The 17,718-nt window shown below is 65.8% G+C and carries 14 protein-coding genes and 1 tRNA gene; 4 read left to right on the top strand and 11 right to left on the bottom strand.

All coding sequences use genetic code 11. The features are described 5' to 3' along the window. Positions 1-342: 342 nt before the first annotated feature. The 3 genes from NUW81_RS01260 to NUW81_RS01270 form a co-directional block, all read right to left on the bottom strand. Positions 343-419, bottom strand: a tRNA-Ile gene (locus NUW81_RS01260). A 56-nt stretch (positions 420-475) separates the two neighbouring features. Then, complete coding sequence (locus NUW81_RS01265) at positions 476-2,056, bottom strand: histidine kinase dimerization/phospho-acceptor domain-containing protein (protein ID WP_245109532.1); 1,581 nt, start codon at positions 2,054-2,056, stop codon at positions 476-478. 175 nt (positions 2,057-2,231) lie between these two features. Further along, positions 2,232-3,461, bottom strand: a complete 1,230-nt coding sequence (locus NUW81_RS01270; RefSeq protein ID WP_245109534.1) for a hypothetical protein — start codon at positions 3,459-3,461, stop codon at positions 2,232-2,234. 181 nt (positions 3,462-3,642) lie between these two features. Between NUW81_RS01270 and NUW81_RS01275 the strand changes: the two genes are divergently transcribed. The 3 genes from NUW81_RS01275 (at position 3,643) to NUW81_RS01285 (ending at position 7,859) form a co-directional block, all read left to right on the top strand. Continuing rightward, positions 3,643-4,407, top strand: a complete 765-nt coding sequence (locus tag NUW81_RS01275) for a YaaA family protein (protein WP_245109536.1) — start codon at positions 3,643-3,645, stop codon at positions 4,405-4,407. A 132-nt stretch (positions 4,408-4,539) separates the two neighbouring features. Beyond that, positions 4,540-7,326, top strand: coding sequence for a DNA gyrase subunit A (gyrA, locus tag NUW81_RS01280; protein WP_260508520.1), 2,787 nt, complete (start codon positions 4,540-4,542; stop codon positions 7,324-7,326). Positions 7,327-7,385: 59 nt separating this feature from the next. Continuing rightward, a complete protein-coding gene (locus NUW81_RS01285) occupies positions 7,386-7,859 on the top strand; it encodes a host attachment family protein (RefSeq protein ID WP_245109538.1) in 474 nt (157 codons plus the stop codon). 80 nt (positions 7,860-7,939) lie between these two features. Here the strand turns inward: NUW81_RS01285 and NUW81_RS01290 are convergent, their stop codons facing one another. Beyond that, positions 7,940-9,265: a S41 family peptidase gene (locus NUW81_RS01290; protein ID WP_245109540.1), complete on the bottom strand. Its 1,326-nt coding sequence runs from the start codon at positions 9,263-9,265 to the stop codon at positions 7,940-7,942. Positions 9,266-9,312: 47 nt separating this feature from the next. Beyond that, positions 9,313-10,812, bottom strand: coding sequence for a S41 family peptidase (locus NUW81_RS01295; protein ID WP_245109542.1), 1,500 nt, complete (start codon positions 10,810-10,812; stop codon positions 9,313-9,315). 105 nt (positions 10,813-10,917) lie between these two features. Here NUW81_RS01295 and trmFO point away from each other — a divergent pair, with 105 nt between their 5' ends. Continuing rightward, on the top strand, positions 10,918-12,285 hold the full coding sequence (gene trmFO / locus NUW81_RS01300) for a methylenetetrahydrofolate--tRNA-(uracil(54)-C(5))-methyltransferase (FADH(2)-oxidizing) TrmFO (RefSeq protein ID WP_245109544.1): 1,368 nt from the start codon (positions 10,918-10,920) through the stop codon (positions 12,283-12,285). On the opposite strand, the gene NUW81_RS01305 is transcribed toward trmFO, so the two are convergent. The 6 genes from NUW81_RS01305 to eno all read right to left on the bottom strand — a co-directional run bounded on the left by NUW81_RS01305 (position 12,286) and on the right by eno (position 17,712). Further along, positions 12,286-12,744 carry a CREC-EF hand family protein gene (locus tag NUW81_RS01305; RefSeq protein WP_245109546.1) on the bottom strand — a complete coding sequence of 153 codons (459 nt, stop codon included), beginning with the start codon at positions 12,742-12,744 and terminating at the stop codon, positions 12,286-12,288. Between the two features lie 59 nt (positions 12,745-12,803). Then, positions 12,804-13,454: a squalene/phytoene synthase family protein gene (locus tag NUW81_RS01310; RefSeq protein WP_312025064.1), complete on the bottom strand. Its 651-nt coding sequence runs from the start codon at positions 13,452-13,454 to the stop codon at positions 12,804-12,806. Further along, entirely contained in the window at positions 13,447-14,838 is a 1,392-nt protein-coding gene (locus tag NUW81_RS01315) for a pyruvate dehydrogenase complex E1 component subunit beta (protein ID WP_245109550.1), read from the bottom strand. The genes NUW81_RS01310 and NUW81_RS01315 overlap by 8 nt, the downstream gene beginning before the upstream one ends. After that, positions 14,838-15,893, bottom strand: a complete 1,056-nt coding sequence (gene pdhA, locus NUW81_RS01320) for a pyruvate dehydrogenase (acetyl-transferring) E1 component subunit alpha (RefSeq protein ID WP_245109552.1) — start codon at positions 15,891-15,893, stop codon at positions 14,838-14,840. Before pdhA ends, NUW81_RS01315 begins: the two co-directional genes overlap by 1 nt. 128 nt (positions 15,894-16,021) lie before the next feature. Next, the gene (locus NUW81_RS01325) at positions 16,022-16,333 is read right to left on the bottom strand and encodes an FtsB family cell division protein (protein WP_245109554.1); all 312 of its coding nucleotides are present in this window, start codon (positions 16,331-16,333) and stop codon (positions 16,022-16,024) included. 89 nt (positions 16,334-16,422) lie between these two features. Next, positions 16,423-17,712 (bottom strand): phosphopyruvate hydratase, encoded by a 1,290-nt coding sequence (gene eno, locus NUW81_RS01330; RefSeq protein ID WP_245109556.1) that lies wholly within the window; start codon positions 17,710-17,712, stop codon positions 16,423-16,425. Positions 17,713-17,718: the final 6 nt, after the last annotated feature.

Genomic DNA, 17,718 nt, shown 5'->3' on the forward strand with positions numbered 1-17,718 from the left:
TTTTCTGATATCATCCAACGACCCTAGCTTCCGGTGCGGCTGGTGCAAATACCATGAAAGCCAATCAGCCCTCACTGAACGTTGCTGTAGATAGTGATCAGCATTCGGCATCTAGATTGATTAGGATCGGTACCGAAAACCGAAATTCTAGAAAACAATTTCAGGCCTTGCTTCCGCATGCAGCTGGTGGGGGGGGTAGAAGTCCAGATATTTCAAAAACTTAACCATCAAATGGCTTGCAGACTCAGCCAAACCAATGGAATCAACCACTTAGGCTGGCTCCATGTGGAGCCAATGGCGCAATGCCTATGCTATTGATTTTACTCGATATTTGCTTCGGGGTGGTAGGCGCGGCAGGACTCGAACCCGCAACCAAGCCGTTATGAGCGGCCGGCTCTAACCAATTGAGCTACGCGCCCCCCGGGCACAGCCCTCCCCTAGCGAGACGCTGCGGGGGCTGGCAAGCGGCTTGGTGTCAGCCCGCGCGCGGCAGGACGAGGCGGGCGCGCCCGTCCTCGAACAGCAGGTCGCCGCCGCCGACGCGGGCGAGGCCGCGCGCGAGCCGCAGCGAGAAGCCGGCGCCGAGGAGCGCCTTGCCTTCGCGGTCGACCACCAGCGCGGGGTCGACGAGATCTTCCTCCGGCGTGTCGGCAAGGCTGCGCGGCAATGCGGCCTCGAGGGCGCAGCCATCCGTTCCGCTGGCAAGGCCGATGCGGAGTTCCTCGCCCTTGGCACCTGCGTCAATCAGCGCACCCACGAGCCGCTCGACGAGGCGGGTGGCGAGCGCGCCGTCAGTGGTGCAGGTCGCATCACTCTCGCTTGGCGAGGCGATGTCGAGCCGCACGCCGCAGCGGTCGGCTTGGGCTTCGAGCTGCTCGCGCAGATTTTCGAGCAGGGCACCCATCGCCATCGGCTCGGGACTGCGGTCGCGCGACTGGAGCCGCGCGGCGAAATCCAAGTCCTTGATGGCCTCGAGGAGGATGCGCGCCTGCGCGACGATTTCGGCGGCCCGCTCGCGGTATCGACGGTGCGCGGGGCCGAGATACTGGCCGTCGATGATCTCGGCAAAACCGATGATCGCATTGAGCGGCGTCTTGATCTCGTGGACGAGCTCGCGGAGCATCGCGGGATCCTGCGGCAGGCCGGCGGCGATGGACGGCGTCGGAGCGGCAGGCTGGTCCCCTGCCCCGTCCTCCGCTCCTTGGGCGCGGTCGCTGCGACGCGCATGGCCGCGATAGCCGAGGAAGATACCGCTTTCCTCGTCATGGTGAGGGGTCGCCGCCATCCGCCATTTGCCGGGCAGGCCCGGAAAAGCGATCTCCATGCCCTCGACGGGTTGGCGCATCCCCACGGTCTCGGCCAGCGAGCGGTCGGCGAACAGGGAAAAACCGATGAGCGCGCCGCGCGGTGCGCCCTCGACCCAGATGAGCGCGCCGTCGGGGCCGCTTTCCCAGTCGAAGGACGTGATGGTCTCGGGATCGAGCAGCGTTACATCGGCGGCGCGGTGCGTGATCGGCGCGGGGTCGTGGCGCGGCGCGATGACGGGCGTATCGACCGCCTCGTCCACCTTGTCGGCGAGCCGGTCGCGCGCGGCCTTGAGCTGTTCGACAACCTCGCCGAGCCGGCGACCGGCGCGCGCCTCGGGCGGCGGCGGCGCGGGCGGGGCTTCGGCATCGGGCCATAGCGCCTCGAGGAAACGGCGGGTGTCGTCGCGGGAAGCCTCTAGCAGGCGGCTGCGCGTTTCGCTGTCGGCGTCCACGGCGGCGAGCACTGGCGCGGCGACCGCCAGCTCCTCTTCGGCGAAGAGGAGGAGCATCTTCGGATCGAGGGCGCGTCCCGCCACTGCGCGTGCCGCGGCGCTGCGGACACCCAGCGGGATCGCCTCGCGTTCGGAGCGGATCACTGCCAGTGCGGCGACCATCGGTGCGCTGTCGACATCGCCCGCCTCGCTCATGCGCGCGGCAAGCTCGACCAGCTGACGCCAGCGCACGCTGCGCGAATGCGGCCCCGCCACCGGCAGGGTGAGCAATGTCGCAAGGCGGTCGTCGAAGCGCACGCTTATTCCATTCTCCGTGTCGAGGGATTCCGACAGGGAAGAACTGGCCTGAACGCGCCATCACGGGCCAGTAAGACTCCGTTAACCATCCCGTTTTGGAACAGGCGTCCCACGAACGCAAAAAGGGCGCCGGACCGCGTGGTCCGACGCCCTTCCCGTCTCGATCTGCGTCCGATCAGCCCTGGCTGTCGATCCACGCGAGCCAGAATTTGGCGAGCGTTTCGTATTTGCCGGTGATGCCTTCGAGCGGCGCACGGGCACCGGCGAAGTCGCCGGCACGGGCACGGGCCGCACCGAGGCGCAGATTGATGAGGTCGGCATCGACGCCATTCTTCGACAGCGCGACCTCGTAGAGGCTCGCGGCATTGGCGAAGTCGTCATAGCCATAATAGAGGTCGCCGGTGGCGATGGCGCGGGTGGCCTCCGCCGCCGAACGCGCGGCCTGCGCGTCGGAACCGATGCCGTCGAGGTCGCCCGAAGCGGCGCTGCGGGCACGCGAGAGGCGATCCTTCATCGACTGCTTGTTGGCGTCGATCGCACCGGCGGCGACACCTTCCTCGAGCACCTTCAGCGCTTCACCGGGATAGCCGGCTTCGAACAGCTCGTCCGCGAAGGAGGCATATTCATATTCGCTCTTCAGCGCTTCGACCGCGCGCTGGTAGCGCCACAGGTCGATGAGTTCCTTGCCCGAGAAGCCCGAGGCGCGGCCGTAGATGCGCACCGAGCTGCCGAGTACGTCGGCATTGGGGTGGTCGGCGGCCCAGCCCAGGAGCAGCGGGGCCGGAACGGCCATGTCGGCTTCCTGCAGCGTCTGGATGGCGCGGCGGTACCAGTTGTCGGCAACCGGCTGGCCCGAGGCGCGCTGGAGCGCGATCGCCTTCTGGAAGGCAGTGGCGGCTTCGCCCGGCATGTCTTCCTGGTAATAGGTCTCGCCGATCAGCACGGCGACCGACGGGTTGTTCGGGGTGAGTTCGTCAACCTTTATCAGCATCTCGCGGGCAAAAGCGAGATTGCCCTCGCCGAGGTTGCTGTTGGCGACGGTCAGCATGTCACCGGCCAGCGCGGCGGGATCGCCCCAGCCCGAGCCGGCCATGCCCATGAGGCCTTCGCCCTGCATCTTCACGTCGCTGGTGTTGATGCCGGCCTGCAGCTTGAGCACGTTGGCGTAATAGACGTCATCGGGACGCACCGAGGCGGCGATGGCAGCGTCATAGAGCCCGGGAATGGCGGCGGTGTTGCCGGCATCGACGGCTTCCTTGAGTGCCACGATCGCACCCTGTGCTTCCTTCGACAGCGTCACCTGCGGCTGCGCGGCTTCTTCCTGCTTGGCCACGGTGGCCGAGGCGGTGGCGGGAAGCGCCACGCTGGCGAGGCCGAGGGCGAGTGCTGCAAGACTGGTCTTCATGAAATTCTCCTGGATTCTCGTTGCGGGTCCGTTAGCCGAGGTTCCCGCCCGGCGAAAGGCCCGCTTGGCGACGGATATAGCTGTTGCCGCCTGAACGCGCGTTGAAAGCCCCGTTATCCTCGCTTCAGCGGGACCAAAGGCCTTTTTGACGCTGGCGCGGCGATCGGCTAGCGCTCGGGCCATGCTGATTATCCTGTCGCCTGCCAAGTCGCTCGACGAGACGAGCCCCTACCCCGAAGAACCCACCGTCCCCCGCTTCGAGCGGCAGGCGGCGCAGATCGCGCGCGCCGCGGCCAAGCTGTCGGCCGATGATCTCAAGCGGATCATGGGGATCTCGGACAAGCTCGCGACCCTCAATGCCGAGCGTTACGACGGCTTTTTCGACAATGAGACGCGCCCCGCGATCCGCACGTTCTCGGGTGACGTCTATCGCGGTTTCGACATCAAGAGCGCCGACGAGGACACGGTCGCCTTCGCGCAGGACCATGTCCGCATCCTGTCGGGGCTCTACGGCATGCTGCGCCCGCTCGATCGCATGCGCCCCTACCGCCTCGAGATGGGCACGGGTTGGAGTCCGGCCGAGGGCGAGAAGGGCAAGCTCACCGACCATTGGGGCGATGCGGTGGCCAAGGAGCTGAAGAAGCAGCTTCGCGAGGAAGGGTCGATGACCCTGCTCAACCTTGCCTCCAACGAATATTACGAGGTGGTGAAGGGGCAGCTTCCCAAGACGGTCACCATCGTCGAGCCCGATTTTCGCGTGCGCACCGCCAAGGGCCTGAAGTTCCAGAGCTTCGCTGCCAAGGTGGCGCGCGGGAGCATGGCGCGCTGGGTCTGTGACGAACGGATCGACAGCGTCGCGGCGCTCCGCGGCTTCGACCGCGATGGGTGGGCCTATGACGAGGACGGATCGTCCGAAAACGCCCCGCTGTTCGTCCGCGAAGGCTGATCTGCTTTCCGTTAACGTCAACCCTGACGATTGTTCTTGGCCCTCCTGAGGGCTCCTGCTAGCTTTTCAGGTGAATCGACGGCGGTCCTCGCCGTTCGACTGTTCGTACAGATTAGCTGACAGGAACTGCCCGTGGCCGATACGCCCGTCGACACCCTCGAACCCCGCCGCGACATCGAGCCCATCTCGATCGTCGACGAGATGAAGTCGAGCTATCTCGACTATGCGATGAGCGTCATCGTCAGCCGCGCGCTGCCCGACGTGCGCGACGGCCTGAAGCCGGTGCACCGCCGCATCCTCTACGCCTGCCAGGAAGCGGGCTATGTCGCGGGTCGTCCCTACCGCAAGTCGAGCCGCATCGTCGGTGACGTGATGGGTAAATATCACCCCCACGGCGACAGCGCGATCTATGACGCGCTCGCGCGCATGACGCAGGACTGGAGTCTGCGCGTGCCGCTCATCGACGGCCAGGGCAACTTCGGCTCGATGGACCCCGATCCGCCCGCCGCCATGCGTTACACCGAAGCGCGCCTTGCCAAGGTGGCGAACTTCCTGCTCGGCGATATCGAAAAGGACACGGTCGCCTTCCAGGACAATTATGACGGTTCGGAGAGCGAGCCGACGGTCCTTCCCGCCCGCTTCCCCAACCTCCTCGTCAATGGCGCGGGCGGCATCGCGGTCGGCATGGCCACCAACATCCCGCCGCACAATCTCGGCGAGGTCATCCAGGCCTGCAAGGCCTATATCGAGGATCCCGCCATCAGCGTCGAAGGGCTGATGGAATATGTGAAAGGCCCCGATTTCCCGACCGGCGCGCAGCTTCTCGGCGCGAGCGGCATCCGCTCGGCCTACACCACGGGCCGCGGCTCGATGGTGCTGCGTTCCAAGTACGAGATCGAGGAAGGCCGCGGCGACAAGCGCCAGATCGTGCTGACCGAAATCCCCTTCCAGGTCGGCAAGGCGGGTCTCGTCGAGAAGATCGCCGAAGCGGCCAAGGACAAGCGCATCGAGGGCGTCGCCGACATCCGCGACGAGTCCAACCGCGAGGGCGTGCGCATCGTCATCGAGTGCAAGCGTGACGCGACCCCCGACGTGGTCCTCAACCAGCTGTGGCGCCACACGCCGGCGCAGAGCTCGTTCGCCGCCAACATGCTGGCGATCCGTGGCGGCAAGCCCGAGACGCTCGACCTGCGCGACATGATCGAGGCCTTCGTGAAATTCCGCGAAGAGGTCATCACCAATCGCTCGAAGTTCGAGCTGAACAAGGCGCGCGAGCGGGCGCACCTGTTGCTCGGCCTTGTCGTCGCGGTCACCAACCTCGACGAGGTGGTGGCGATGATCCGTGGCTCGGGCACACCGGCAGAGGCGCGCGAAAAGCTGATCACCAAGGAATGGCCGATCGGCGAGATCCTGCCCTACATCGAGCTCGTCGAGGGGCAGAAGTCCGACCATATCGGCGATGTCTATCGCCTGTCCGAAGCGCAGGTGAAGGCGATCCTCGAACTGCGCCTGCATCGCCTTACCCAGCTCGGCCGCGACGAGATCGGCAGCGAGCTCGAGGAACTGCGCGCCACCATCGAGGAACTGCTCGAGATCCTGTCGAACCGTGCCCGCCTCTACGAGGTGATGCGCGAGGAGTTCGACGAGGTCGAGGAGCAATATGCCACGCCGCGCAAGACCGAACTCGCCCCCGCCGCCGACGGCATCGAGGACGAGGACCTCATCGAGGTCGAGGACATGGTCGTGACGGTGACCCACACCGGCTACATCAAGCGCACCGCGCTCGCCCTGTTCCGCGAACAGAAGCGCGGCGGCAAGGGCCGTAGCGGCATGAGCACCAAGGACGAGGATATCGTCACCAACTTGTTCGTGACGACGACCCACAATCCGGTGCTGTTCTTCTCCAACCTCGGCAAGGTCTACCGCATGAAGGTGTGGAAGCTGCCCGAGGGCGGGCCGACCGCCAAGGGGCGCCCGATGATCAACCTCCTGCCGCTGGCGGATGGCGAGAAGATCACCACCGTCCTGCCCCTCCCCCGCGACGAGGAGGAATGGGCCGACCTGCACATCATGTTCGCCACCGAGGGCGGCACCGTCCGCCGCAACGCGATGGACGCCTTCACCAACGTGCCGTCGAACGGCAAGATCGCGATGAAGTTCGACGAGGGCGAGGATGGCAAGCCGGTCGATCGCCTGATCGGCGTGGACCTCTTGACCGAGGATGACGACGTGCTGCTCGCCACCCAAAACGGCAAGGCGATCCGCTTCGAGGCGACCAAGGTACGCGAATTCGCCAGCCGCGCCTCGACCGGCGTGCGCGGCATCAGGCTGCTCGACGACGACAAGGTCATCTCCATGTCGATCCTCACCTCGACCGGCTCGACCCGCGAGGAGCGTGATGCCTACCTCAAGTCGCCGATCTGGCGCGACAATGACAGCGCGGAAGGGCTCAGCCCCGAACGCTATGCGCGCCTTGCGGAGAAGGAGCAGTTCCTCCTCACCATCACCGAGAACGGTTATGGCAAGCGTACCTCGACCTTCGAATATCGCGTCACCGGTCGCGGCGGCCAGGGCGTGGCGAACATCGTCACCTCCGAGCGCAACGGCGGCGTGGTGGCGAGCTTCCCGGTGGAGCCGGGCGAGCAGCTCATGCTCGTCACCGACCAGGGCAAGATGATCCGCACCACGGTTGCCGACATCCGCATCGCGGGTCGCAACACGCAGGGCGTGACCATCTTCAAGGTCGCCAAGAACGAGAAGGTTGTCTCGGTCGCGCGGATCGACGAGGAAGAAGAGCCCGAGAACGAGGCCGAGGAAGCGGCGGCTGCCGACCTGCAGGGCGATGACAAGACCGTGTCGCCGACGACGGGTGCGATGACCGACAGCGACGACGCGGCGGGGCCTGCCGACGGCGAATGACAGGAACGGCACATGGGGCCTCTTCGTTGACTGGGAAACCAGTAGAATGAGGAGGCCCCATGGGTATTGCCAACGACACGCTTGTCCTCGTCACCGACGGACGGAAAATGCTGTTCCTTCGTAACGAAGGCGACGGCGAATATATGAAACTGCAGGTCGAGAAGAAGGCGGCGCGCGAGGATGCGCCCGACCGCGACCTGTCGACCGACGAGCCGGGAAGCGTCTTCATGTCGGGCTCGCCCGGCCGCTCCTCCTACGAGGAGACCGATTTCCACCAGCTCGAGGAAGACCGCTGGGCGCATGAGGCGGCCGACCGGATCAACAGCCGCGCGCTGTCGAACGATTTCGAGAAGCTGGTCATCATCGCCCCGCCGAAGACGCTCGGCGAGCTGCGCAAGAAGCTCCACAAGGAGACCGAGAAGCGCACCGTGCTCGAGATCGACAAGGAAATGACCAACCAGCCGCTCGGTGAAATCGAGAAGCTGATCAACGAGGAGACCAAGGTCGAGGCACCGCCCGAAGTGCTGAGCTGAGGTCCCTCGCCTGCCGAATGAAAAAGGCCCGCGTGTCACGGCGACACGCGGGCCTTTTCCTTGGCCGGTTTAGACGCGTCCTAGCGGGCGTCCTTCTCGAACCCGATGTGCCGCATCGCGGCCTCGAGGAGGTCGTCGCCGGACAGCCCCATGTCGGGGGTGACGCCCTCGCCCGTATCGTCGCCGCTGGCACGCAACATGTAGCGCGTCGGCATGCTGAATTTCACGCCGCTGTTGGCCAGCGTATGGCGTGCCTTGCCGGCAAATCCCGAAGCAAGGTCGACGGTCGGGCGACCGAGGATGGTGGCGAGGCGCTGGTCCTGCGCGGCGGCGGCGACGCGAACGGTCTCGCCGCGCGTGCTTTCGTCGACGAGGATCCAGACGGTGCCGCCGAAACCGCCCTCCACGGGCTGGAAGGTCGTGGCGCCCTGCTCGGCGAGCGTGCCGTCCTCCAGCCGCTCGCTGACGGCGCCGGTCATCACGAAGGGCGCGCCTGCGATATGGGCAAGGACGGGGGCGAAGCGGTCGAGATCGCCGCCAAGACTGTCACGAAGGTCGATCAGCAGGTCGCTGGCTCCCGCCGCGTTGATGGTCGCGAAGGCGTCCGACACCGCGCCCTCATTGGGGGCGAAGGAGGGGCGGAAATAGGCGATGCCGCTGTCGTCGACGAAGAGCTTTTCGGGTTTGTCGGCCTCGGGTGCCTCGTCGCCACGCGCGGCGGTGATCGCCTCGAAGGTCGCCATGTCGACGGCGGCCACGGTGACGGTCTCGTTGGTGCCGTCACGGTCGACGGTCAGTTGGAGCGTTTCAGCACCCTCCAACAGGAACGGAAGGTACATCGGCAGCCCATTGGCAAGCTGGGCGCGGATCACGTCATTGTTCTCGGCCGACACGAAGGGGTCGAAGTACATGCCGAGCCAGTTGGTCTCGATGTCATTGATCGCGACGATCTCGGTGCCGGGAGGGAGGCTGTCATCCTCGGCCGCATGGGACTTGAGGACCATCTTCATGCCGTCGAACCGCACGTTGAGCGGGAACAGCTTGCCACCCCCGGCGAGGGCGGCGAACAGGTCCTCCATATGGGCGCTGGTGAAGGTCGTCGCGGTGCGCGCCTTGGCGAGCAACTGCTGGAACATGAAATGCGCCTCGGCCTTGGGCATCGGGCCGGTCACGTCATCGATCAGGCCCTCAACGAACATGTCGTACTGCGCCTTGTCGGTGCGCGCGTAGAGGTTCGGGTGACGCGCCTGCAGCACCGCGTAGAGCTCGGTAATGTCGGCACGGACCGCTTCGGCGCTGTAGCAGCTCTCGGCGGTGCACTCGGCCGTTTCGTCCTGCGCGGTGGCGGGAAGGACAAGGGTGGAGGTGCCGGCAAGCAACGCCAGCGCGAGAAGTTTTGAACGCATGATACCTGTTGTTTTCAGTGGTTGGTGTTCGGTGGGGTCGGGGTGCCCTAGCGCGATGCCTCGATTTCGGCGATGGCGCGCTCGAGCATGTCTGCTTCCTCGCGGCCCAGGGCGAGGTCGAAAAACTCCTCGTCGGGCTCGATGTAGCTATCGGACTCCAGTCCGCTCGGGCGGACGATGAAGCTCTTGGGATAGGTCACGACGATGCCGGTTTCGGGAAGCGTGAACTGTTCGGCCGAGCCGAAGGTCGTGGCAACGTCGCGGGTCTCCTCGCCGAGGACGGTGGCGAAGCCATGATCCTGGAGCGTGGCGGCGGTGACGACGGCGTTGGAATAGCTGTGGCGGTCGACCAGCACCCAGACGCGGCCGTCGAAACGGTTGTCGGCGCGCGGCGCGACCTCGGGCAGTTCGACCGAATAGATGGCGCCATCGGCGGTCGCCAGTTCGAGGTCCTTCATCTGGGCCGACAGGCTGCCCGGCTCGGGGCTCGTCGCATTGACGCGCGCCTTGTTCTCGGCGCTGGCGCGGACCTCGAAGCGCGAGGCCCAGCGGAAGGGCTTGTCGGCGATGCGTGCGACGAGCAGGTCGGAGAAGCTGTTGTCGCCGCCCGGGTTGTCGCGCAGGTCGATGAGAAGGTCGGTCGAGCCCTCGGCGGCGATCCGGTCGAACGCATCGGTCAGGAACGCCTCGAAGGCGGTCGGGTCGTAAGCCACGCCCTCGGGACGCGGTTCGCCCTCGATATTGCCGAACGGCCCGGGTCGCAGATAGGCGATGCCATTGCCGGGGAAGCTGACCTCGCGGGTCGAGAAGTCCACCGCGTCCGGGTCTTCCTCGGTAACGCCGGCACCCAGTTCCTCCATGTCGCGGATGGTGCCGCCGACATAATAGTCGATGCTCGCCTTGGTGCCGTCGGGGCGGATGATGTCGAGCTGGAGCTGGCTGACCTCGCCCTCGAGGAGGTAGTAGTAGAAGGGAAAGCCCTGTTCGGCGATGGCATAGACCATGTCCTCGGTATCGGCGGCGATGAGCGCGCCCATCCGGTCGAGGACGTCATAAGTGGCCTCGCCATTGATCGAGGTGATGATCGACCCGTTGGGAAGCGTGTCGCTGCCGATCAGGAAGGGCGTGACGAGAAGGCCGTCGTCGACCACGCGGATGTTGAACGGCAGGACGCGCCCGCCTTCCTGGAAATGGGTGATGGCGTCAGCGATAAGCGCGTCGGTCTTGAGATGGGCCATTTGCGCGGTGGTGAGGTAGCGCTGGAACAGGAGATGCGCCTTGGCCTTGGGCATGTCGGTCAGGATCGCGCGGCGTGCCTCGGCATAGGCTTCCTCGAACTCTTCCTCCTCGGCCTGCGCGTAGAGGTTATGCACCATCGTCGGCAGCTTGCGGTGCAGCCGCAGGAGATCCTTGCGCAGCGCGCCCGCCTCGTAGCAGCTCTCGGGCGTGCAGGGCTGCACGGCAGCAGCCGCAGCCGCCTGCGGGGCGATGAGGGGGGTCGTGGCGGTCGTGGCGAGAAGCACCGCTGCGGCAGTAAGGAAGCGCATGAAAACACCTTGTAGTCGTAGATTTGGGACGGGCTTAATCCGGCGGTCGCGCCGTGCAAGCTTTTTCTCGACGAACGACCTTAAGAAACGCTAAAGCGCCGCCCCATGACAAGCCAAGTGACGATCATCGGTGGCGGGCTCGCGGGCTCGGAGGCGGCCTGGCAGCTTGCGCAGGCCGGCGTGAAGGTACGCATGTTCGAAATGCGCGGCGGCGGCGACACCACGCCAGCGCACGAGAGCGACCGGCTCGCCGAAATGGTCTGCTCGAACAGCTTCCGCTCGGACGATGCCAACTCCAACGCGGTCGGGCTGCTGCACCAGGAAATGCGGCGCCTCGGCTCGCTTATCATGGCCAAGGCCGACGAGCATAAGGTGCCCGCGGGATCGGCGCTGGCCGTTGACCGCGAGGCCTTTGCGCAGGCCGTGACCGATGCGGTTGCGGGGCATCCCGACATCGAGGTGGTGCGCGAGCGGGTCGATGTGCTGCCCGAGGAAGGGCTGACGATTGTCGCGACCGGCCCCCTCACCGGCTCGGCGCTCGCCGACAGCATCGCCAAAGCGACCGGCAAGGACGCCCTCGCCTTCTTCGATGCCATCGCGCCCATCGTCCACAAGGACAGCGTCGACATGGACGTGGCCTGGTTCCAGTCGCGCTGGGACAAGGGCGATGGGAAGGACTATCTCAACTGCCCGATGGACAAGGCGCAATATGAAGCCTTCGTCCAGGCGCTGGTCGACGGCGACAAGACCGAGTTCAAGGACTGGGAGAAGGACACGCCCTATTTCGAGGGCTGCATGCCGATCGAGGTGATGGCCGAGCGCGGGGTGGACACGCTGCGCCACGGGCCGATGAAGCCGGTCGGTCTCGATGATCCGCGGACGGGGCGCTGGCCCTATGCGGTGGTCCAGCTGCGGCAGGACAATGCGCTTGGCACGCTATGGAACATCGTCGGCTTCCAGACCAAGCTCAAATATGGCGCGCAGACCGAGATCTTCCGGATGATCCCGGGGCTCGAGAAGGCCGAATTCGCGCGCCTCGGCGGGATCCATCGCAACAGCTTCATCCGCTCGCCCGAATTGCTCGACGAGCAGCTGCGGCTGAAGTCGATGCCGCATATCCGCTTTGCGGGACAGATCACGGGCTGCGAGGGCTATCTCGAAAGCGCGGCGGTGGGGATGATGGCGGCGCGCTTTGCCGCGGCGGAGGCCAAGGGCGAGCGCTTCGAGGCACCACCGGTCGAGACCGCCTTCGGCGCGCTCCTGTCGCACATCACCGGCGGCGCGGAGGCCGAGACCTACCAGCCGATGAACATCAATTTCGGGCTGATGCCGCCGATCGAAGGCAAGATGAAGAAGGCCAACCGCCGCCTCAAATATACGGCGCGCGCCCGCGAGGCTTTCGCGCTCTGGCTTGGCGAGCAGGGGCTCGACGACAAGGCACCGCCGGTCCTCGAGACGCAAGCCGCCGAATAGTCAGCAGTCGCAGGCGGGTCGCGGCTTGCGCGGCTTGGGAGCGGTGGTCGCATATTCACTGCGGCTGAGCTGGGCGTCGCCGTCGGCATCGGCGCCCTCGAACTTCTCGATGGTGGTGATCGCCCATTCCTCGAAGCGGAGCGTGCCGTCACCGTCGAGGTCGAGACTGGCGAAGCGGTTCCGGCGCGGATGGACCATCTCCGACAGGGTGATGATCTCGTCGCCGTCCTTGTCGACACGGTTGAACCGCTTTTCTTCCTTGCTCAGCGGGTCGGCGGCGGGAGGCTCGCTGATCTCGGGGATGATCGGCAGGTCGCGCGGCTCATCGCCGGGAACCTGCGCCGGCGCCTCGGGCGCTTCGGCTAGCAGAGGTTCCTCGCTCGGTTGCCCGCGGGCGATGAGCACAGCGCCCGTGGCAGCGACTAGCGTGGCAGCAATACCGGTGATCCAGCGAAGCATAAGCGCTTCCCCCTCTGGCGATCCGGCGATGCCGTCCTAGCCCAGTGGCGCTGCCGCGGTCAATTCGCTCCCGATACGATCCCCGAAAGACGGTGGCTCAGCATGGCGAACGCGCGTCCCGGGGTGGCCTCGGGTTCTGGCTCGGCGCGCAGGAAGTCGCGCGCCGCGAGCCGGGCCAGCAGCGTGAGCGGGCGCAAAGCGCGTGGAAAACGATGGCCCTTGAGCTCGCGCATCAGGGCATGGGCCCTGGGCGTCACCTCATCGGGCACGAGGCCACGCACTCGCGAGAGCATCGCGAGCGCGCCGGCCTTGCCAAGATAGGGGTCGTCCTTGCCGATGAGGGTGGCAATCGCCTCGAAAAGCGCGGCGCCCCCCTGCCCCACCCGATCGAGGTCGACGGGATTTTCGAGGAGGGTCGCATAGCCGTCCTCGATCCGGGACAGCATCGCGCCGGTCACGCCGCGCGGCAGGACATGGGTCCCTAAGGCGGCGAGGCGCGGCTCGGCGGGCGCCGTCTCGCGGTCGAGTTTTTCCAGCGCCTCGCGCCACCAGGCGAGCCGGATCGTCCCGATCATCGGCTCGGTGGTGGCAGCGACGACTTCGGCCAGCGTGGCGTCGAGACGGAGGACCGCCTCGACCGCATCACGCAACGGTGCCGGAAAATGGGTGAGCGCCAGCGCCCGGTCGGGCGTCAGCGCGCCCTCAGCGATAGGTGACCTTCTTTACCGCCTCGACAACCTGCTCGGGCTTGATCAGCGCGAGCTTTTCGAGGTTGGCGGCATAAGGGAGCGGCACATCCTCGTTGGTCACGCGAAGGACGGGGGCGTCGAGATCGTCGAACCCTTCCTCCATCGCGATGGCGGCGATCTCGGACGAGATCGAGCAGCCGGGCCAGCCTTCCTCGACGCAGACCATGCGATTGGTCTTGGCGAGGCTGGCAAGCACCGTGCCCTTGTCGAGCGGGCGCAGCGTACGAAGGTCGATGACCTCGGCGTCCACGCCCTCGTCAGCAAGCTTCTTGGCCGCATCGAGCGCGACGCCGACACCGATCGAATAAGAGACGATGGTGACGTCCTTGCCTTCACGGGCAATGCGGGCCTTGCCGATGGGCAAGACATAGTCGTCGACCTGCGGCACGTCGAAGTTCTGGCCATAGAGCAGCTCGTTCTCGAGGAAGACGACCGGGTCTTCCGAACGGATCGCGGCCTTGAGAAGGCCCTTGGCATCGGCCGCGCTATAGGGCGCGATGACGATGAGGCCGGGGACCGAGGCGTACCACGGGCCATAGTTCTGGCTGTGCTGCGCGGCGACGCGCGAAGCTGCGCCATTGGGGCCGCGGAAGACGATCGGGCAGCGCATCTGGCCGCCCGACATGTAATTGGTCTTGGCCGCCGAGTTGATGATGTGGTCGATCGCCTGCATGGCGAAGTTGAAGGTCATGAACTCGATGACGGGGCGAAGGCCGCCCATCGCCGCGCCCGACCCGATGCCGGCAAAGCCATATTCGGTGATCGGCGTGTCGATGACGCGGCGGGCGCCGAATTCGTCGAGCAACCCTTGGGTGACCTTGTAGGCGCCCTGATACTCGGCGACTTCCTCGCCCATCACGAAGACGCGGTCGTCGGAACGCATTTCCTCGGCCATCGCATCGCGCAATGCCTCGCGCACGGTGGTCGCCTGCATTTCCGTGCCTTCGGGAAGGTCGGCGTCGACGTGGCTGACCTTCTCGGTAGCGGGCAGGTCCTGCGTGATCGGCGCGGAAGTCTCCTCGCGGCCGATCGCCTTGCCCTCGCCCTCGCTCGGCGCGGGCGCGGGGGTTTCGGGGGCGGCGGCAGGCGCGTCGGCCTCCTCGCCTTCCTCGCCGATCATCGCGATGGCGGTGCCGACCGCGACATTGTCGGTGCCTTCGGGCACGAGAATCTTGAGGAGGACGCCTTCGTCAACGGCTTCGAATTCCATCGTCGCCTTGTCGGTCTCGATCTCGGCGATGATGTCGCCGGCGGCGACGCTGTCACCTTCGGCCTTGAGCCACTTGGCGAGCGTGCCCTCTTCCATCGTGGGCGAGAGCGCGGGCATTTTCAGTTCGGTGGCCATCAGTAATTCTCCACCAGAACGTCGGTGTACAGCTCGGAAGGTTCGGGTTCGGGGGCGTGCTCGGCGAAGTCGGCCGCCTCCTTCACGCGCTCCTTGATCTCCTTGTCGATCGCCTTGAGATCATCTTCGGAGGCGCCCATCGACAGCAGTTCTTGCTTGGCCTGCTCGAGCGGATCGCGCTCGCCGCGGAAGCCCTCGACCTCGTCGCGGGTGCGATATTTGGCGGGATCCGACATGGAGTGGCCGCGATAGCGATAGGTCATCAGCTCGAGAAGGATCGGGCCCTTGCCCGAGCGGGTCCATTCGAGCGCGACTTCTGCCGCGCCGCGCACCGCGAGCACGTCCATGCCGTCGACCTGGATGCCGGGGATCTGGAAGCTTTCACCGCGCTTGTAGAGCTCGGGCTCGGAGCTGTGACGCTTCACGCTCGTACCCATCGCATAATGGTTGTTCTCGATCGCGTAGATGATCGGGAGGTTCCAGAGCTCGGCCATGTTGAAGCTCTCGTAGACCTGGCCCTGGTTGGCCGCGCCGTCACCGAAGTAGCTGAGGTTGACGCCGCCATCCTCGCTATACTGGTGCTTGAAGGCGAGACCGGTGCCGAGCGACACCTGCGCGCCGACGATGCCGTGGCCACCGTAGAAGCCGTGCTCGACCGAGAACATGTGCATCGAGCCGCCCTTGCCCTTGGAGATGCCGGCGGCACGGCCGGTCAGTTCGGCCATGATGACGTTGGGATCGATGCCGTAGGCCAGCATGTGACCATGGTCGCGGTAGCCGGTGATGACGCTGTCCTTGCCGACGGTCATCGCCGACTGGAGGCCGACCGCGACCGCTTCCTGCCCGATATAGAGGTGGCAGAAGCCGCCGATCAGGCCGAGGCCGTAAAGCTGGCCGGCGCGCTCCTCGAAGCGGCGGATGAGCAGCATCTGCTTGTAGAATTCGAGCAGTTCGTCCTGGCTTGCCTGATAGCGCGTCGGCTGCGGCGGACGTTCGAAATTTTCCTTGGGCGCTGCGGTCTTGGCCGGCGCCTTCTTGGCGGGTTTCTTCGCCATGATCTCTCCTGTTGGTCGCGCGCTCTATAGAGGCGACGACAGGCGCTTGGCAATCGCGGATTGACGTAACGGAAGCCAGAACGTGTGAACGTTCACGCACGCCGTGTCGAGGCCGGCCGGAAAGCGCCCTAGTCGAGCGAGATGATGATCTCGTCCTCGCGGATCAAACCAAGATCGCGGCGCACCAGTTCCTCCGCCATGTCGGGATCGGCGGCGCGCGGGTCGAGGAGATCTGAGCGGTGGCGCAGCGCATCGCGCGTGGCCTCGAGGTCGGCGAGTTCGGCGCGGCGTTCCTCGAGCGCGCGATAATAGCCGCCCCAGGCCATCAGCCCGTTGTCGCCGATCACGGCCGCACCGGCGAAGTTGCCGATGAGCACGACGGCGCAGAACGGGCCGATCACCCGCCGCATCAGTCCAGATGTCTTGGCCCCCACGCTCATGGCATTACTTAAACCATATAACGCGGCGTTCACCAAGTCCTTTTATCGCCGGAACGACCTGATTTTTCGGGCTGAATTCCCGATTTGAATCAGTTGCCGAGCGCGACCTTGAAGGCGTCGCGGCCGGGGTAGCAGCCGTTGTCGCCCAGCTCTTCCTCGATGCGGAGCAGCTGGTTGTACTTGGCGGTGCGATCCGAGCGGGCAAGGCTGCCGGTCTTGATCTGGCCGCAGGCGAGCGCGACGGCGAGATCGGCGATGGTCGCGTCCTCGGTCTCGCCCGAACGATGGCTCATCACCGAGGTGTAGCCGGCGTTCTGGGCCATGCGGACGGCCTCGACGGTCTCGGTGAGCGTGCCGATCTGGTTGACCTTGACGAGCAGCGAGTTGGCCATGCCGTCCTTGATGCCCTGCGACAGGCGCTGGGTGTTGGTGACGAACAGATCATCGCCGACCAGCTGGACCGTCTTGCCGATCTTGTCGGTCAGCAGCTTCCAGCCTTCGAAGTCGTCCTCGCCCATGCCGTCCTCGATCGAGGCGATGGGATAGTCGGCAGCCAGCTTGGCAAGCTCGTCGACCATCTCGGCGGGGGTGAGCGAACGGCCCTCGCCCTTCAGCTCATATTTGCCGTCGTGGAAGAATTCGGTCGCGGCGCAGTCGAGCGCGACGAGGATTTCCTTGCCCAGTGTGAAGCCGGCCAGATCGCAGGCCTCGCCGATGAGGTCGAGCGCCTCGCGGCTCGAGCCGATGGCGGGGGCAAAGCCGCCTTCGTCGCCGACGGCGGTCGACAGGCCGCGCTCGGACAAGGCGCCCTTCAGCGCGTGGAAGATCTCGGTACCGTGGCGCAGCGCATCGGAGAAGCTGTCGGCGCCGACGGGCATGATCATGAATTCCTGGAAGTCGATCGGATTGTCGGCATGGGCGCCGCCGTTGAGGATGTTCATCATCGGCACCGGCAGGATGGTCGCGCCGACCCCACCGACATAGCGGTAGAGCGGCAGCGCACAGGCTTCGGCGGCGGCCTTGGCGGTGGCGAGGCTGACGCCGAGGATCGCGTTGGCGCCGAGCTTGGCCTTGTTGTCGGTGCCGTCGAGGTCGACCATCACGGCGTCGATCTCGGCCTGCTCCTCGGCCTCCATGCCCATCAGCGCGTCCGAGATCGGGCCGTTCACCGCGGCGATCGCCTTGGTCACGCCCTTGCCGCCCCAATAGGCTTTGTCGCCGTCACGCAGTTCGACCGCCTCGTGGGCACCGGTCGAGGCGCCCGAGGGGACGGCGGCGCGGCCCATCGAGCCATCTTCGAGCGTGACATCGACTTCGACCGTGGGATTGCCGCGGCTGTCGAGGATCTGGCGGGCGAAGATATCAATGATGGCGGGCATGGTCGT

The sequence above is a fragment of the Sphingomicrobium aestuariivivum genome (genome assembly GCF_024721585.1).
Lineage (GTDB): Bacteria > Pseudomonadota > Alphaproteobacteria > Sphingomonadales > Sphingomonadaceae > Sphingomicrobium > Sphingomicrobium aestuariivivum.

Bases quoted from the DNA above. Each gene is read 5' to 3' on its own strand.
- NUW81_RS01295 (WP_245109542.1), bottom strand. From the start codon at position 10,812: ATGCGCTTCCTTACTGCCGCAGCGGTGCTTCTCGCCACGACCGCCACG.
- trmFO (WP_245109544.1), top strand. From the start codon at position 10,918: ATGACAAGCCAAGTGACGATCATCGGTGGCGGGCTCGCGGGCTCGGAG.
- NUW81_RS01315 (WP_245109550.1), bottom strand. From the start codon at position 14,838: ATGGCCACCGAACTGAAAATGCCCGCGCTCTCGCCCACGATGGAAGAG.
- NUW81_RS01290 (WP_245109540.1), bottom strand. From the start codon at position 9,265: ATGCGTTCAAAACTTCTCGCGCTGGCGTTGCTTGCCGGCACCTCCACC.
- NUW81_RS01305 (WP_245109546.1), bottom strand. From the start codon at position 12,744: ATGCTTCGCTGGATCACCGGTATTGCTGCCACGCTAGTCGCTGCCACG.
- eno (WP_245109556.1), bottom strand. From the start codon at position 17,712: ATGCCCGCCATCATTGATATCTTCGCCCGCCAGATCCTCGACAGCCGC.
- NUW81_RS01285 (WP_245109538.1), top strand. From the start codon at position 7,386: ATGGGTATTGCCAACGACACGCTTGTCCTCGTCACCGACGGACGGAAA.
- NUW81_RS01270 (WP_245109534.1), bottom strand. From the start codon at position 3,461: ATGAAGACCAGTCTTGCAGCACTCGCCCTCGGCCTCGCCAGCGTGGCG.
- NUW81_RS01325 (WP_245109554.1), bottom strand. From the start codon at position 16,333: ATGAGCGTGGGGGCCAAGACATCTGGACTGATGCGGCGGGTGATCGGC.
- NUW81_RS01275 (WP_245109536.1), top strand. From the start codon at position 3,643: ATGCTGATTATCCTGTCGCCTGCCAAGTCGCTCGACGAGACGAGCCCC.
- pdhA (WP_245109552.1), bottom strand. From the start codon at position 15,893: ATGGCGAAGAAACCCGCCAAGAAGGCGCCGGCCAAGACCGCAGCGCCC.